The organism is Acidimicrobiales bacterium (genome assembly GCA_035630295.1).
In the GTDB taxonomy this organism is placed as follows: Bacteria; Actinomycetota; Acidimicrobiia; order Acidimicrobiales; family Iamiaceae; genus Iamia.
In genome coordinates, this window is the sequence record DASQKY010000051.1 from 103498 (window position 1) to 119204 (window position 15707).

The 15707-nt window shown below is 78.2% G+C and carries 11 protein-coding genes; 3 read left to right on the plus strand and 8 right to left on the minus strand.

Annotated features, from left to right (window positions below; translation table 11 throughout):
* Window positions 1-75 precede the first annotated feature (75 nt).
* Window positions 76-2166 (plus strand): prolyl oligopeptidase family serine peptidase, encoded by a 2091-nt coding sequence (locus tag VEW93_14595; GenBank protein HYI63019.1) that lies wholly within the window; start codon window positions 76-78, stop codon window positions 2164-2166.
* Window position 2167: 1 nt separating this feature from the next.
* Here VEW93_14595 and VEW93_14600 read toward each other — a convergent pair whose 3' ends face one another.
* From VEW93_14600 to VEW93_14620, 5 genes are all read right to left on the minus strand, one after another.
* Window positions 2168-3931 carry a serine/threonine-protein kinase gene (locus tag VEW93_14600; GenBank protein ID HYI63020.1) on the minus strand — a complete coding sequence of 588 codons (1764 nt, stop codon included), beginning with the start codon at window positions 3929-3931 and terminating at the stop codon, window positions 2168-2170.
* A gap of 62 nt (window positions 3932-3993) precedes the next feature.
* A complete protein-coding gene (locus tag VEW93_14605; GenBank protein HYI63021.1) occupies window positions 3994-4500 on the minus strand; it encodes a DUF983 domain-containing protein in 507 nt (168 codons plus the stop codon).
* A 31-nt stretch (window positions 4501-4531) separates the two neighbouring features.
* The gene (locus VEW93_14610; GenBank protein HYI63022.1) at window positions 4532-5425 is read right to left on the minus strand and encodes an ABC transporter permease; all 894 of its coding nucleotides are present in this window, start codon (window positions 5423-5425) and stop codon (window positions 4532-4534) included.
* Window positions 5426-5429: 4 nt separating this feature from the next.
* Window positions 5430-6407, minus strand: a complete 978-nt coding sequence (locus VEW93_14615; GenBank protein HYI63023.1) for an ATP-binding cassette domain-containing protein — start codon at window positions 6405-6407, stop codon at window positions 5430-5432.
* 64 nt (window positions 6408-6471) lie between these two features.
* On the minus strand, window positions 6472-7665 hold the full coding sequence (locus VEW93_14620; GenBank protein ID HYI63024.1) for a sugar phosphate nucleotidyltransferase: 1194 nt from the start codon (window positions 7663-7665) through the stop codon (window positions 6472-6474).
* An 89-nt stretch (window positions 7666-7754) separates the two neighbouring features.
* On the opposite strand from VEW93_14620, the gene VEW93_14625 reads away from it, so the two are divergent.
* Window positions 7755-9359, plus strand: a complete 1605-nt coding sequence (locus VEW93_14625) for an alpha/beta fold hydrolase (GenBank protein HYI63025.1) — start codon at window positions 7755-7757, stop codon at window positions 9357-9359.
* A 6-nt stretch (window positions 9360-9365) separates the two neighbouring features.
* Here the strand turns inward: VEW93_14625 and VEW93_14630 are convergent, their stop codons facing one another.
* Genes VEW93_14630 through VEW93_14640 form a run of 3 tightly spaced genes read right to left on the minus strand, consistent with a single transcriptional unit; the run spans window position 9366 to window position 13722 of the window.
* Window positions 9366-12101 (minus strand): LuxR family transcriptional regulator, encoded by a 2736-nt coding sequence (locus VEW93_14630; protein HYI63026.1) that lies wholly within the window; start codon window positions 12099-12101, stop codon window positions 9366-9368.
* A 4-nt stretch (window positions 12102-12105) separates the two neighbouring features.
* The gene (locus tag VEW93_14635) at window positions 12106-13446 is read right to left on the minus strand and encodes an NYN domain-containing protein (GenBank protein HYI63027.1); all 1341 of its coding nucleotides are present in this window, start codon (window positions 13444-13446) and stop codon (window positions 12106-12108) included.
* A 24-nt stretch (window positions 13447-13470) separates the two neighbouring features.
* The gene (locus VEW93_14640; protein ID HYI63028.1) at window positions 13471-13722 is read right to left on the minus strand and encodes a hypothetical protein; all 252 of its coding nucleotides are present in this window, start codon (window positions 13720-13722) and stop codon (window positions 13471-13473) included.
* A 105-nt stretch (window positions 13723-13827) separates the two neighbouring features.
* On the opposite strand from VEW93_14640, the gene VEW93_14645 reads away from it, so the two are divergent.
* Window positions 13828-15630, plus strand: a complete 1803-nt coding sequence (locus VEW93_14645) for a DEDD exonuclease domain-containing protein (protein HYI63029.1) — start codon at window positions 13828-13830, stop codon at window positions 15628-15630.
* Window positions 15631-15707 lie beyond the last annotated feature (77 nt).

Below are 15707 nucleotides of genomic sequence, written 5' to 3' on the forward strand. Positions count from 1 at the left end.
TGTCACCACTTACCTACATCGTCAAATGTATCTTCCTGCGGGCCGCCCGGGACCAGAGACCGGTACCGTCCCCGGATGCCGCCGTGGCCGCCCGTCCCGCCGCCCCCGCCCACCCGGGCCGACGACCTGGTCGAGGTGATCGCCGGCCACCGGGTGGCCGACCCCCACCGATGGCTGGAGGACGGTGACGACCCGGCCGTCCGGGACTGGGACGAGGCCCAGACCGCCCGCACCGCGGCGGTGCTGGCCGCCCTCCCCCACCGGGAGCCGCTCCGCCGCCGGCTGGCCGAGCTGCTGGACGTGCCCGTGGTGCTGGGCGCCGCGGTGGCCGGGCCCCACCTGTTCACCCTGGAGCGGGGCGGCGGCCGCGACCAGGCCGTGCTGGTCATCGCCGAGGCCACCACCCCCGATCCGCAGCCCGGGCGGGTCCTGGTCGACCCGGTGGCCCTGCTCGGCGACCCCACCGCGGCCATCGACTGGTTCCACCCCTCACCCGACGGCGCCCGGGTGGCGGTGGGCCTGTCCACCGGGGGCGACGAGCTCTCCACCCTGCACGTGGTGGACGGGGCCACCGGCGCCCTCCGGCCCGACCGCATCACCCGCACCCGGGCCGCCTCGGTGGCCTGGCGGTCCGACGGCTCCGGCTTCGCCTACACCCGCACCCCCGACCCGGCCACCGTGCCGGCCGGCGAGGAGGCCTCGCACCGGGTGGTCCACCACCACGACCTGGGCACCGACCCCGACCGGGACCCGGTGCTGTGGGACGAGCGGCCCGACCCCTCGGCCTGGGCCGACGTGCGCACCTCCCGCGACGACCGGTGGCTGCTGGTGCACGTGTCCGTGGGCTGGGGCCGCACCGACGTCCACCTGGGCGACCGGTCCGACGGCACCTGGCGCACCGTCATCGCCGGCGTCGACGCCGTCACCGACCTGCGGGTGGTGGGCGACCGGCTGGTCGGCACCACCACCCTCGACGCCCCCACCGGCCGGGTGGTGGCCGCCCCCCTCGACGACCCCGGCCCCGGGTCCTGGACCGACCTCCTCCCCGCCTCCGAGGCCGTGGTCGAGGCGGTGGTGGCCACGGCCGACAGCCTCCTGGTGGCCACCAGCCACGCCGCGGTGGCCGGGCTGGTCCGCCTGGCCCGGCCCGACCGGCTGCCCCCGGGCGCCCCCCTCCCGGCCCCCGAGCCGGTGGCCCTCCCCGAGGACGGCAGCCTCACCGCCCTGTCCGGCAGCCGGGACCGCGACGAGGCCTGGGTCGGGTTCACGTCCTACGCCCGGCCCCCCGCCCTCCTGCGCTGGACCCCGGACGGCCTCCGGCCCTGGAGCGGGGCCACCGCCGTCGACCCCGCCACCTTCACCGTCGAGCGCCACCGCTACCCGTCCACCGACGGCACGCCGGTCAGCCTGTTCACCCTGCGCCGCGCCGACGTCGCGCCCGACCCCGCCACCCCCACCGTGCTCAGCGGCTACGGCGGCTTCGCGGCGACCATGAGCCCGGCCTACTCGGCCGAGGCCGTGGCCCACGCCGAGGCCGGCGGGGTGTGGGCCGTGGCCTGCATCCGGGGCGGGGCCGAGGAGGGCGAGGCCTGGCACCGGGCCGGCCAGCGGGCCCACAAGCCCCAGGTCTTCGCCGACTTCGAAGCCGCCGCCGACTGGCTGGTGGCCGAGGGGCGCACCAGCCGGTCCCGGCTGGCCGTCCGGGGCGGCAGCAACGGGGGCCTGCTGGTCACCGCGGTGCTCACCCGACGCCCCGGCCTGTGCGCCGCCGTCCACGCCGCCGTGCCGCTGTGCGACATGGTCCGCTACCCACGGTTCCGCATCGCCCGCCTGTGGGTGCCCGAGTACGGCGACCCCGACCGGCCCGACGAGCTGGCCTGGCTGCTCTCCTACTCGCCGTACCACCGGGTGGTCGACGGCACCGACCTGCCCGCCGTCCTGCTGACCGCCGGGGCCGAGGACTCCCGGGTCGACCCCCTCCACGCCCGCAAGATGGCCGCCCGCCTCCAGGCCGCGGCCGCCCCGGCGAGCGGACCGGTCCTGCTGCGGATCGAGCGGGACGCCGGGCACGGGCAGGGCAAGCCCACCTCTCGACGGGCCGAGGAGGGCGCCGACGTGCTCGGCTTCCTCCACGCCGCCCTGGGGGTCGAGGCCCCGGCCGGCTGAGTCAGCCTCCGAGGGGCCAGGCCTCGGGCCGGAACCAGGCCCCGGCCGCGGCGACCAGCAGGCACACCGCCACCACCACGGCGGCCACCGGCGTGAGCCGGCCCCGGGGGAGCAGGCGGGTGGCCAGCGCGTCGAGGGCCACGTGGCTGCGGAAGCCGGGGCCGCCCCGCCCGATGGACGAGGCCAGCACCCACCCGGCGCCCACCCCGGTGGCCCGCAGGACCCAGGAGCCGGCCCCGGCCGCCCCGTCGAACAGCTCGGTGCCGTACCAGAGGCACAGGCCCACGCCCAGGATGCCGGCCGCCCCCAGGCCCCGCACCAGGCCCACGGCCACGTTGCGGGCCCACCACCCCGGCGCCCAGGCCAGGCTGCGATGGGGCCGGACCAGCCGGTCGCCCACCGTGGCCAGGGCCGGGGCCACCCCGACGGCCAGCGCCAGGGTGACGGTCACCGGCTGGGCGCTGGCCAGCGCCACCGCGGCCAGCCCCAAGGGCAGCGTGACCCACCCCCGCCCCCGGGGCGGCGCGCCGACCCCGGGGGCGACGGGCACAGGAGCGGCGACCGGCGGGAGGGGCTCCCAGGAAGGGACGGGAGGCCCAGCGGGGGCGGCCGGCGCCGGCACCACCGCCCGGTGCCGGGCCGCCGGCGGGGGGCCGGGCGACGACGCCGCCGGGCCGGGGATGGCGGCGCCGGGACGACGGGGAGGCGGGTCCACGATCGTCACCGTGGTCGGGCTCGCCCGGGGATCGAGCACCTGGGGATCGAGCACCGTCGGCGGGTCGTCGAGGGCGGGCCGACGGGCGGCGGCCTCCCCGGGGGCGTCGGGGTCGAGGCCCAGGCGGGCCAGCAGGTCGCCCACCGAGGGGGGCCGGCGGTCGGGGTCGAGGGCCACCGCGGCGGCCAGGGCGTCGCTGACCGGCCGGCTCACCGAGGGGTTCAGGCGCCAGGCCGGCACCAGGTCGTCGTCCCGGGCCCGGTCCACGGCGCCGGCCGGAGCGTGCCCCGTGACCAGCCGGTACAGCGTGGCGCCCAGGGCGTAGACGTCGGAGCGGGGGCCGAAGCGGGCGGAGCCCTCGTACTGCTCGGGCGAGCCGTAGCCGGGGGTCACGATCCGGGTCATGGAAGTGGTGCGGTCGGCGGCGAAGGGCCGGGCCAGGCCGAAGTCGATCAGCACCACCCGGCCGTCGTCGGTGCGGACCAGGTTGGCCGGGCTGACGTCGCGGTGGAGCACGCCGGCCCGGTGCACCACGGCCAGGGCCGCCGCCACCTGCTCGGCCACGTGGAGGGCCTCGGCCTGGCTGAAGGGGCCCCGCCGGGCCCGCAGCTCCTGGGCCAGGGTGTGGCCCCGGAGGCGCTCCAGCACCAGGTAGGCGGTGCCGTTCTCCTCCATGGCCCCCCAGATGCGCACGATGCCGGGGTGGCCGAAGCGGGCCAGGGTGGTGGCCTCCCGCAGGAAGCGCTCCCGGGCCCGGGCGAAGCCGGCCTCGGCCCCCTCGGCCACCCGCACCTCCAGGCCCCGGCGGCCGGCTCCGTCGGGGAACAGCTCCTTGACCGCCACCGGGCGACGCAGCCGCTCGTCGGTGGCCGCGTAGGTGATGCCGAACCCGCCCCGGCCCAGCACCTCGCCCAGGCGGTAGCGCCCGTCGCCCAGCGTGGTGCCGGCCGGCAGGGCCACCGGCGCCCCGGCCACCTGGTCCCCGCCGGTCCCCTCGGGCTCGGGGGCCTGGTCCCCACCGAGGACAGGGGGGTGGACCGGGGACACCACGCCCAGAGGGTACGGCCGGGCGGCGCCGGTCACCCCGGCACCGGGGTGGGACGCCCACCCGTTCACGGGGCGGGGGGCCCGTCCCGGTCGTCGCCGGGGATGGCGTCGCCGTCCCGGTCGGGGGCCTCGTCACCGTCCACCGCCTCGGCGGCGTCGAGGATCTCGTCCAGCTCGAGGGGCGCCATGGCCAGGTCCAGGGCCGACCACAGCGTGCGGGCCACCGGGTAGAAGGCGATGGGGACCACCACGGCCAGGGCGACGGACACGGCCACGAAGCCGGCGACGCCCCCCTCGTGGCCGTTGGCCCGCCACAGGGCGTAGCCCATCACCACCACGAACAGCACCCCCAGGATGCAGCTCAGGTTCAGCAGGTAGACGCCGGTGAAGTAGCCCGGCTCGCGGGCGAAGAGCAGCCCGCACCGGGGGCAGCGGTCGTGGATCGACCAGTAGGTGCGGAACAGCCCCCCGCTCCCGCAGCGGGGGCAGCGGCGCCGCGCTCCCCGGCGCAGCAGGGTGCCCACCGGGGGCGGGCCGGCTCGGGCGTCGTCGGCGTGGAGGTCGGGGGCCATGGAGGGTGTCGTCGCTCGGGCGGCGGCCCGCCTACTCCACCTTCTGGAACTGCCGGACGGCGACGGCGAGCATGGCCACACCGAGCACGGCCACCAGGCCCAGCTGGCACAGCGTGGGGACCTCCCAACCCCACCAGGTGATGGGCGGGTTGAGGCGATCGAGGGCGCCGGGCGGGGCGTCGACCCGGCTGAAGGCCGCCGTCCGCACCGGGTGCACGGCGTAGGTGACGGGGTTGACCTTGACCAGGACGGCCAGCCAGCCCGGCAGGTCACCCACCGGGTACAGGGCGCCGGAGAGGAACGACAGGGGCAGGACCAGCATCTGCATGATGCCCATGACGGTCTGGATCTGCTGGATGCGGGCCACCACCACCAGCCCCAGGGCGGTCAGGGTGAACGACAGCAGGAACACCTCGGCCAGGATCACCACCACCAGCACCGGGGTGAGGCGCACGTGCACCACCGGGGCCAGGATCAGGATCACCACGCTCTGCACGGTGGCCACCGTGGCCCCACCCAGGGCCTTGCCCAGGATGATCGAGCCCCGCCGCACCGGGGCCACCAGCATCTCCCGCAGGAAGCCGAACTCCCGGTCCCAGACGATCGACACCGCCGAGAAGATGGCCGTGAACATGGTCGAGGTGGCCAGGATCCCCGGGTACATGAACGTCCGCAGGTCGATCCCGGCCGTGGTCCCCTCCGTCAGGGTCGAGAGACCGGTGCCCAGCACGAACAGGAACAGCACCGGCTGCACCAGGGCCGAGACGAACCGCAGCCGGTCCTGGGCGAAGCGGATCAGCTCCCGGTGCATGACGACCTTGACGGCCTGGAGGTCGCGGCGCAGGCCGGGCTCGGCCACCATCACCGGCACCACGGAGGTCGCGGCGCCGGGCTCGGAGGTGGGGGTGGGGGCGGTCGTGGTCACGGGGTCACCGCCGGCTCTGGGCGAAGGGGTTGAACATCCCCGGCGCCTGCTCGGCGTCGCGGATGGTCCGCCCGGTGTAGGACAGGAAGACGTCGTCCAGGGTGGGGCGGCGCACGTTGATGGAGGTGACGGCCACGCCCAGGCCGGTCACCACGGCGGGGACGAAGGCCTCGCCGTCGGGCACCTTGACCTCGATGCCGTCCTCCACCGCCACCGCCTCCAGGGCGAAGCGGTCCCGCAGGGCGACGGTGGCGGCCCCGTCGTCCACGGTGCGGAGCCGGACGGTGTCGGTGTCGACCGAGGCCTTGAGCCCGTCCGGCGTGTCGAGGGCGATGATCCGGCCGGTGTCGATGATGGCGATGCGGTCGCAGTTCTCGGCCTCGTCCATGTAGTGGGTGGTGAGGAAGATGGTGATGGCCTCGGTGCGTCGCAGCTCGTCGATGTACTCCCAGATGGAGCGGCGGGTCTGGGGATCGAGGCCCACGGTGGGCTCGTCCAGGAACAGAACCCGGGGCGAGTGCATGAGGCCCCGGGCGATCTCCAGCCGCCGCTTCATCCCGCCCGAGAAGTTCTGCACCTTGGAGCCCCGCCGCTCCCACAGGCCCACCATCTCCAGCACCCGCCGGAGCCGGTCGTCGAGCACCTCGCGGGGGATGCCGTAGAGCTCGGCGTGGAACCGCAGGTTGCGCTCGGCCGTGAGGTACTGGTCGAGGGTGGTGTCCTGGAACACCAGCCCGATGTGGCGGCGCACCTGGTCCCGCTGGCTGACCACGTCGAAGCCGGCCACCGCGGCGGTGCCTTCGGTGGGCTCGGCCAGGGTGCAGAGGATCTTGATGGTGGTGGACTTGCCGGCCCCGTTGGGGCCCAGGAAGCCGAAGGTCTCGCCCGGGGTGACGTCCAGGTCGATGCCGTCGACGGCGGTGAAGTCGCCGAAGCGCTTGCGCAGGCCCCGCACCCGCACAGCGCCGGTGGTCACGTCCATCTCGCTCCCCGTCCGGCGCCGTCGCCGCGCCTCGTGCTCATGGGCCCCAACCCTAGGGACCCGGTCAGCGGACGGTGGCCGCGGCGTCCACCGGCTCCAGGTGGGTGCCGGCCGCCACCTCGACGCCGGCGGCCAGGCGCCGGCCCGCCCCGACCAGCACCGGGTGCCGGGCCTGCGGGGCGCCCAGGCGGGCCCGGGCCCCGATCCAGGCCCGCTCGGCCACCACGGCCCGGGCCACCGACGCCCCCGGCCCCACCTTCACGTCCTCCATGAGCACGCTGTGGCGCACCTCGGCCCCCGCCTCCACCACCACGCCGGGGCCGAGGACGGAGTCGACCACCGTCCCCCGCACCACCGCCCCGCCGCACACCCACGACCCGTCGATCCGGGCCGAGGCCTCGATCCGGGCCGGGGCCCGGGGTACCGCCGCGCTCAGCACCGGCCACGACGGGTCGTCGAGGCGCATCGGAGGGCGGGGCCGCAGCAGCTCGAGCTGGGCGTCGAGGTAGGCCCGGGGCGTGCCCAGATCCCGCCAGTGGCCGTGGTGGGCCAGGGCCCGAGCTCGGCCCCGGTCCACGAAGGCCGGCACCAGCGCGTCGCCGTAGTCCCCGACGGGCTCGTCGGCCCGGGCCAGCTCGCCCAGCACGTCCAGCAGCACGTCGGGCGCGTAGGCGAAGACCTCGGTGGCCGCCGTGCGGTGGGGTGGGTCGTCGGGCTTGTCGTGCAGGCCGGTGACCCGGCCGTCGCCGGCCACGTCGACCAGGGCGTGGCGGGTCGGGTCCTGGGTGCGGGCCAGCTCGGTGGTGACGATGGTCAGCTCCGCCCCCGAGGCCAGGTGCTCGTCGGCCACCGCCCCCAGGTCGATGGCGGTCAGGTGGTCGGCCGAGGCCACCAGCACCACGTCGGGGTCGAAGGCCGCCACCAGCCGGGCCTGGCGGGCCAGGGCGTCGGCGTTGCCGGCCGCGAAGCCCTCGCCGGTGTCGCCCTGGTACGGCGGCAGGACCTGGAGCCCGCCCCGGCTGCGGTCCAGGTCCCACGGCCGGCCCCCGGCCAGGTGCTCGTTGAGGAGGTGGGGCTCGTACTGCTGCACCACCCACACGTCGCGCAGGCCGCTGTGGGCGGCGTTGGACAGCATGAGGTCGATCAGGCGGTAGGCGCCGCCCACCGGGAGGCTGGGCTTGGCCCGCCCGGTGGTGAGCACGTCGAGGCGCGAGCCCTGGCCGCCGGCCAGGACGATGAGCAGGGGGCGGCGGGCCACGGGCCTCCTCCGGTCGTCGGGGTCCTCCCGGTCTAGCGGGTGGGGGCGATGGCCGGGCGCCGGGCCCGGCGCCTGCCACCATGGCGCCCGTGCTCCCACGACCGCCCTGGTGGCGTGCCCTGGCCGTCCTGGTGGCGGTGGCCCTGGTGGCCGGCTGCTCCCGGGGCGACGACGGGGCCACGGCGCCGGCGCCGCCCTCCACCGGCGGCCCGACCGGGTCGGCCGCCCCCACCGGGGGGCGACCCGGGGACCGGCCGCCGGTCGACGACGGGGGCCCGGCCGACCCCGCGGCCCACGCCACCCTCGGCTCGTGGGAGCGGTGCCGGGGCGCCTTCCAGTGCGCCACCCTGACCGTGCCCCGGGACTGGTCGGAGCTCGACGGGCCGACCCTGGACCTGGCCGTGATGCGCCGGCCGGCCACCGGCGAGCGCATCGGCTCGCTGCTGCTGAACCCCGGCGGCCCCGGCGCCTCCGGCCGCGACTTCCTGGAGGGCTTCACCTCCCTGCCCACCGGTCTCGGCGACCGCTTCGACGTGGTCGCCTGGGACCCGCGGGGCACCGGCGGCTCCCAGCGCATCGACTGCACCTCCGACGAGGAGCTGCTGGGCGCCGAGATCGACCCCACCCCCGAGGACCCGGCCGACGTCGCGGCCATCCGGGCCGACGCCCAGGAGGGCCTGGACGCCTGCCTGGCCGCCGTCGGGGACCTGCTGGAGGTGGTGGGCACCCGCTCCACGGTGCGCGACCTCGACGCCCTGCGGGGCGCCCTGGGCGACGACGCCCTCACCTACCTGGGCTACAGCTACGGCACCACCATCGGCCTGGAGTACCTGCGCCGCTACCCCCACCGGGTGCGGGCCATGGTGCTCGACGGCGTGTCGCTGCCGGGTGTGGACCCGGTGGAGGACGTCCACGTCCAGGCCCAGGGCTTCGAGCGCACCCTCGGGGCCTACCTGGCCGCCTGCCCCCGGCGCCCCGGCTGCCCCCTGGGCCAGGACCCCCGGGCCACGCTGGCGGACGTGGTGGCCCGCCTGGAGGCCGAGCGGGTCCCCGCCTCCTACGCCCTGGGAGCCGACGGCGCCCAGCGGCAGGGCACGGCCGGGGTGGGCGAGCTGTACGTGGCCGTGGCCGTGTCGCTCTACAGCGAGCAGGGCTGGGGCCAGCTCGACCGGGCCCTGGCCGAGGTGCTGGGCCCCGAGCCGGCGGGCCGGACCCTCCTGTCCCTGCGCGACTCGTACTACGGCCGGACCGCGGAGGGCGCCTGGCACGACGACGCCGACGCCCGGGGCGCCATCCGCTGCGCCGACCAGGAGGCCCGGGCGGCCCAGCCCGAGGGCGACCCGGCCCTGGCCGACCGCTGGGGGGCCGAGCTGCCGTTCTGGGGCCGCTGGTTCGCGGTCGGCACGCCCGGGTGCTGGGGCCTGCCCCCCGCCACCGAGCCGTTGGCGACCCTGGCCGACGGGGCCGTGGCCGACGCCCCACCGGTGGTGCTGGTGGGGTCCACCGAGGACCCGGCCACCCCCTACCAGCAGGCCCGGGACGCCCACCGCGTCGTCGAGGGCTCCCGCCTGGTCACCTACGAGGGGCCCGAGCACACCGCCTACCGCTCCCTCACCGACTGCATCGACAACCCCGTCACCGCCTACCTGGTCGCCCTCACCCTCCCCCCCGCCGACCTCCGCTGCCCGGGCTGAGCGACCTCAGCCCGGCGTGTCGGCCAGGAGGGCGACCAGGCCCCGGCGGCCGTCGACGCCCAGCTCGGCGTAGGAGCGGTGGAGGTGGTTCTCCACGGTGCGCACGGCGATGGCCAGGCGCTCGGCGATCTCGCCGTTGCTGAGGCCCTCGGCGGCCAGCAGCACCACCTCCCGCTGGCGGGGGCCCAGGCCGGCCAGCAGGGCCCGGGCCGGGGGGACGTCGGCCGGGACGCCCTCGGAGGCGGCCACGCTGCGGGCCGCCAGCTCCTCGGCGCTGCGGGCCAGGCCCCGGCGGCCCTCGGCCCCGGCCTCGGCGGCCACCGCCCGGGCCACGGCCAGGGCCAGGCCGTGGGCCCCGACCTCGGCCACCGCGGCCGCCCCGGCCAGGCGCGCCCCGCCGTCGCCGGCCAGGGCGGCGGCGGCGTCGGCCACCCGGGCCCGGTGGAGCAGGCCGTCCACCCCCTCCGCCGCGGCCAGGCGGGTGGCGGCCGCGGTGGCGGCCCGGGTGGCCGGGGCCGTCACCACCAGCTCGTGCCACAGCACCACGGCCACGCCGGCGGCGCCGTCGTCCCAGGCCCGGTCGGCCCCGTCGGCCAGGAGGCGCTCGGCCGCCGTCAGCTCCCCGCCGGCCGCCCGCAGGCCGGCCCGCAGGCGCAGCTCGTCGGCCACCAGGAAGCGGTCGTCGACGGGCTCGTCGGTGTCCATGCCGTCCAGGGCGGCGAGCATGGCGGCCGCCTCGTCGCGCCGGCCCTGGCCGGCCAGGGCCAGGCCCAGGCCGATCAGCGCCCACCGGCGCCGGCCCCGGGTCTGCAGGTCACGCTCGATGAGCCGGGCCTCGGCCAGCCATCGGGCCGCGCTGAGGGCCCGCCCGCCCATCTCCAGGACCCGTCCCCGGGCCCAGGCGGCCACCGCCTGGCCGGTGAGCAGCGAGGCGTCGACCGACCGGCGGTAGGTGTCCTCGGCCAGGGCCCCGGCCCCGGCCAGGTCGCCGGCCTCGGCCAGGCCCATGATGCGGGTCAGGAGCAGGTTGGTGGCGAAGGTGGCCCGGCCGAAGCCCTCGGGCAGCCCCTCCAGGGCGGCCAGGCCCCGCTCGGCGTGGGCCACCGCGGCCTCGGGCCGCCCCATCCCGATGAGGCCGGCCCCGGCCGCGAAGGCGGCCCGGGCCACCTCCCGGGGGTGGCGGGCCTCGGCCAGCAGGTGCTCGGCCTCGGCCACGGCCCGGCGGGGATCGCCGGTGAAGGCGGCCAGGGCGGCGGCGTCGGCGGCCAGCTCGGCCCGGCGCTCCGTCACCGTCACCGTGGCCGAGGCGGGCGAGCGGCCCAGGGCGGCCGAGGCGTCGCGCAGCAGCTCCCGGGCCTCCCGGCCCCGCCCCAGCCCCCAGGCCCGGTTGAAGGCCAGGGCCAGGGCGATGAGGCCCACCAGGGAGGCCTCCTCCTCGCCGGCCGGGGGCGGGCCGCCGGCCAGCAGCGGGTCGACGACCCGGGAGAAGGTCTCGTCCGCGCCGGCGAAGCGGCCCACCGCGTTCTGGATCTCGCCCAGCAGCAGGAGGGCGGCCACCCCGCCCCCGGCGTCGACGGCCCGGCGGGCCAGGTCCTCGGCCCGGTCGAACTCCCCGCGGCGACGGGCCTCGCGGGCGGCCCGGGCCAGCAGGTCGGCGGCCACCTCGCCCCCGGCCGCCACCCGCCAGGCCACCACCCGCAGCACGTCGACCTCGGCCCCGTCCGAGGCCTCGGCCGCGTCGGCCAGCCGCCGGGCGTGGTGCCGGCGGGCGATGGGGCCCAGCCCGGCCCGCAGGGCCTCGCCGTACACCGGGTGCGAGGGCCGCACCACGGGCCGGCCCAGCACCGTCTCCCGGGCCACCAGGCCCGAGCGCTCCAGCTGGCCCAGCACGGCCGGGCCGACCAGGGCGTCGGCCAACGGCACGGGCAGCACCTCGGCCACCGCCACCAGCTCCAGGCCGTCGCGGCCGTCCCGGTCGAGCTGGGCCACCCGCTCGGTGACCACGTCACCCAACCGGCCCAGGGGTCGCTGGCCCTCGTCGAGCGACCAGATGCCGTCGACCTGGCGGAGGGCACCCCCGCTCCCGGCCGCAGCCAGGGCCTCGCGGAGCAGCAGCGGGTTGCCCCGGGTGGCGGTGGCCAGCACCCGGGTGGTGCCCCCGGCCACCGGCCCGCCCAGCGTGGCCACCAGCAGCTCGGCCACACCGTCGTCGTCGAGGTCGCCCAGGGTGATCTGCACGATGCCCGGCGCCGTCCACGGGGGGCCCAGGGGTGGGTGCGGGCTGCGGGCCGTCCCCACCACCCGGGCCACCCGCCGCTCGACCAGGGCCCGGACCACGCCGTGGGACTGGGGGTCGAGGAGGTCGACGTCGTCCACCACCAGCAACAGGGGGGCGTCGCCGGCCGCGGCGGCCAGGTCGGCCACCACCCGGTCGACCACGCCGTCCCGGCGGTCGCCGCCCCGCACCCCGCCGGGGGCGATGGCGGCCAGGGCCCCGAGGGGGATGTCGGCGGTGGCGGCGGTGGCGATGGCTCGCAGCACCACGGTGCCGGCCGCGGCCCGGCGGCTCATGACCTCGGCCGCCAGGCGGGACTTGCCCACCCCGATGGGCCCGGCCACCAGCACGCCCCGCCCCTCGGGGGCGTCGAGCACGGCGGCGATGGCGGCCAGCTCCGGGGCCCGCCCCACCAGCGGGGGCGTGGCCAGGGCCCGCAGCGACGGCGGCTCGGCCGGCCGGTCCACCGGCTCAGCCCAGGAGGGCACGGAGCTGGGAGATGGACAGGACGTTGCCCCCCCGGGCCCGGGAGCCGGCCCGCACCCGCTCGTCGTTGCTGGCCACCACCACGACCCGGTCGGGGGGCTCGGCGTCGACCATGTCCAGGAGCACGTCGTCGGCCTCCACCCCCTCGTCGGTGAAGCGGACCCGCACCTGCCGGGTGACGCCCTGCACCGACGCCGCCACCCCGTCGAAGACGGCCACCGCCTCGACCCCGGATCGAGCCTCCAGGACGGCCAGGCCGCTCACCAGGCGTTGGCGCTGGTCGGCCAGCGGGGTGTCGGGCCACATGGCCAGGGAGGCGTTGTAGCCGTCGACCAGCAGGATGGCCCCGGGCCGGCGGACGAGGTGGTCGGCGGCCTCGGCGGTGTCGTCGTGGATGCCGCCGGGCAGGCGGGCCGGGCGGCGCCGGGCCCGGGCCGGCGGGCGGGCCGGGGGCGACCCCTCCGGGGGCCCGCCGGCCTCGACGGCGGCGTCGGGTTCCTCGTCCGGGGCCTCGGTCCCGTCGCCGGGACCGGCCGGCGCCGGTTCGGTCGGCGCCGTCGGCTCGGTCGGCTCGGCCAGGGCGGCCACCGCGGCCAGGGCGGCGTCCAGGGCGGTCGAGGCGTCGGTGGCCTGGGCCACGGCCCGGGCCAGGGCCGCCCGGTCGACCTCGGCCCGCCGCGCCGCCTGACCCGTCCCACCCTCTCGCAGCTCCCGGAGCTGCTCGTGGGCTCGGGCGTGGGCCTCCTCCAGCTGCTTCAGGGCCCGGACGGCCTCGGTCCGCTCGTCCTCGGCGGCCCGGGCCCGGTCCTCGGCCTCGTCGGCCGCCTGGCGGGCCGCGGCCAGGTCCTGGCGGGTGGCGGCCAGCTCCTGCCGGAGGTCGGTGGCCTCCAGGCGGGTCCGCCCGGCCTGGGCCACGGCCCGGTCCCGGGAGTCCTCGGCCGACCGGCGGGCCCGGCGCTCCCGGGTGAGCTTCTGGCGGACGTCGGCCTCCTCGACATCGGCCGCCTCCACCTGCACCATCTCCTCCAGGGCCGCCTCCCACCCGTCGGGCCGCTCCAGCCACAGCCGCTGGGCCGGGGTCAGCTTCTCCAGCTCCACCAGCAGGGCCACCCGGGACCGGAACGGGTCGTCGTCACCGGCCCGGTCGGCGGCGGCCAGGGCCCGGGGGCCGAGGCGGCTCAGGCGCACCACCGGCCGCAGCGGCAGGGGCACGAGGGACGGGTCGGTCTCCATGTCGTGGCGGGCCACGCCGATGGCCAGCTCCAGGAGGTCGTGGAGCAGGACGCTCCGGGCCTTCTGGAGGGACTTGGGGCCGGGGGCCGACACGGTGCGCTCGGTCCTGGCCGGCCGTCAGGCCCCGGCGAGGGCCTCGACCGCGCCGGACGGCCCGCACCAGGCGCACTCGACCACCTCGACCACCTCGCCCAGCACCTCCGTGCGCTCCACGGTGAGGTCGCCCCCCACCGTGTAGTGGTGGAAGGCCCGGGTACGGCGGGTGGCGGTGACGTCGAAGCGGGTGAGGTTGCCGCACGACGTGCAGCGGTAGCGGGTGGGCGGCCGCGGGTCGCCGGTCACGGGGGCCGAGGGGGAGGGATCGGGCATCGCCCGGCATCGTACCGACGCGTACCACCCCGACCGGTGCGGGCAGCCGATGACACCGGGATGACCCGTTGACGACGAACACAGGTTCGCCCTAGCGTCGAACACGTGTCCGCCCCCCGCCGCTCCCCCGCCGGGCCCGGGGGGCAGGCCTCCTTCGACGACCTGGGCACCCCCCTGCACCAGGTCACCTTCTGCGTGATCGACATCGAGACCACGGGGGGCCGGGCCACCGACGGCGGCATCACCGAGGTGGGGGCGGTGAAGCTCCGGGGCGGGGAGTGCGAGGGCACGTTCCAGACCCTGGTCAACTGCGGCCAGGCCATCCCCCCGGCCATCACCGTGCTGACCGGCATCACCGACGCCATGGTGCTGCCCGCCCCCCGCCTCGGCCCGGTGCTGTCGGCCCTGCGGGAGTTCGTGGGCGACGCCGTCATCGTGGGCCACAACGTGCGCTACGACCTCGGCTTCCTGAACGCCGCCTACGAGGCCCACGGCTCGACCCGCTTCCCCAACCGGTGGGTCGACACCTGCGCCCTGGCCCGGCGCCTGGTCCGTGACGAGGTGCCGAACTGCAAGCTCGGCACCCTGGCCTCGCGCCTGCGGCTCGACCACCAGCCGTCGCACCGGGCCCTCGACGACGCCCTGGCCACCGGCGACCTCCTCCACGTCCTGCTGGAGCGGGCCGCCGGGCTGGGGGTGCTGGGCCTGGACGACCTGCTGGCCCTGCCCACCATGGGCGGCCACCCCCAGGCCGCCAAGCTGGCCCTGACCCGGCACCTGCCCCGGGCCCCCGGGGTCTACCGCTTCCGCGACCGGGGCGGGCGGTTGCTGTACGTGGGCAAGGCCACCGACCTGCGGTCCCGGGTGCGGTCCTACTTCTCGGGCGACGACCGCCGGAAGGTCGGGCAGCTCCTGCGGGAGGTCGAGGCGGTCGACGCCATCGTGTGCACCAGCCCCCTGGAGGCGTCGGTGCTGGAGCTGCGCCTCATCCGGGCCCTCGACCCCCGGTTCAACCGCCAGGGCCGGGCCCGGGGCGGGCCGGTGTGGGTGAAGCTCACGGCCGAGCGGTTCCCCCGCCTCTCCGTCGTGCGCCAGGTGCGGCCCGACGGGGCCGACTACCTCGGGCCCCTGCCGTCGACCCGGGCCGCGGCCCGGGTGGTGGAGGCCGTCCACACCGCGCTGCCCATCCGGCGCTGCTCGGGCGCCCCGGGCCGGCGGGCCGCCCGCTGCGCCCCGGCCCAGATCGGGCGGGCCCTCTGCCCCTGCGCCGGCGACCTGGCCGAGGACGAGTACCGGGCGGTGGTGGCGGCCGTGCGGGCCGGCTGGGACGGGCGCCCCGACCTGCTCCTGGCCCCCCTGGCCCGGCGCATGGAGGTCCTGGCCGCCGGCGAGCGCTTCGAGGAGGCGGCCGAGGTGCGGGACCGGGCCGCCGCGGTGGTGGCCGCGCTGCGGCGGGGCCGGAGGCTGGCCGCCCTCGCCGCCAGCGGGCGCACCGAGCTGGCCCTGCCCGGGGGGGCCGGCGCCGTGCTCGACGGAGGGGTGCTGACCAGTGCCTGGGGGGCCGACGGCCAAGTGCGGGCCCTCGACGTGGTGGCCGGCGTGCCGCCCCCGGTGGCCGACGGCCCGGGGGGGCCGGGCACGGCCGCGGTCGACGCCGAGCGCCTGTGCGTGGCCGCCTGGCTGGACCGGGCCGCCGGTGCCGTCCGGGTGGTGCACAGCGAGGGTGGCCTGGCCTCGGCGTGGCCGGCGCTGCCCCGGTTCCAGGCCCTCCCGCCCCGGCCCACGGCTCCCTCGGCGCCGGCCGGGGCAGCCGGGGCGGGAGCCGGGTCCGCCCGCGCCGCCGGACGGCGCTCGGGTCGGCCCCGGCCCGAGATCCCCGCCAGCGCCCTGGCCCGGTCCGGCGCCTGAGCCCACCGGGGTGGCGCCCCAGAGGCGAACGGTGGCCCACCCCACGGGCGCGAGCCGGGTCACCGGTACCCTGGCCC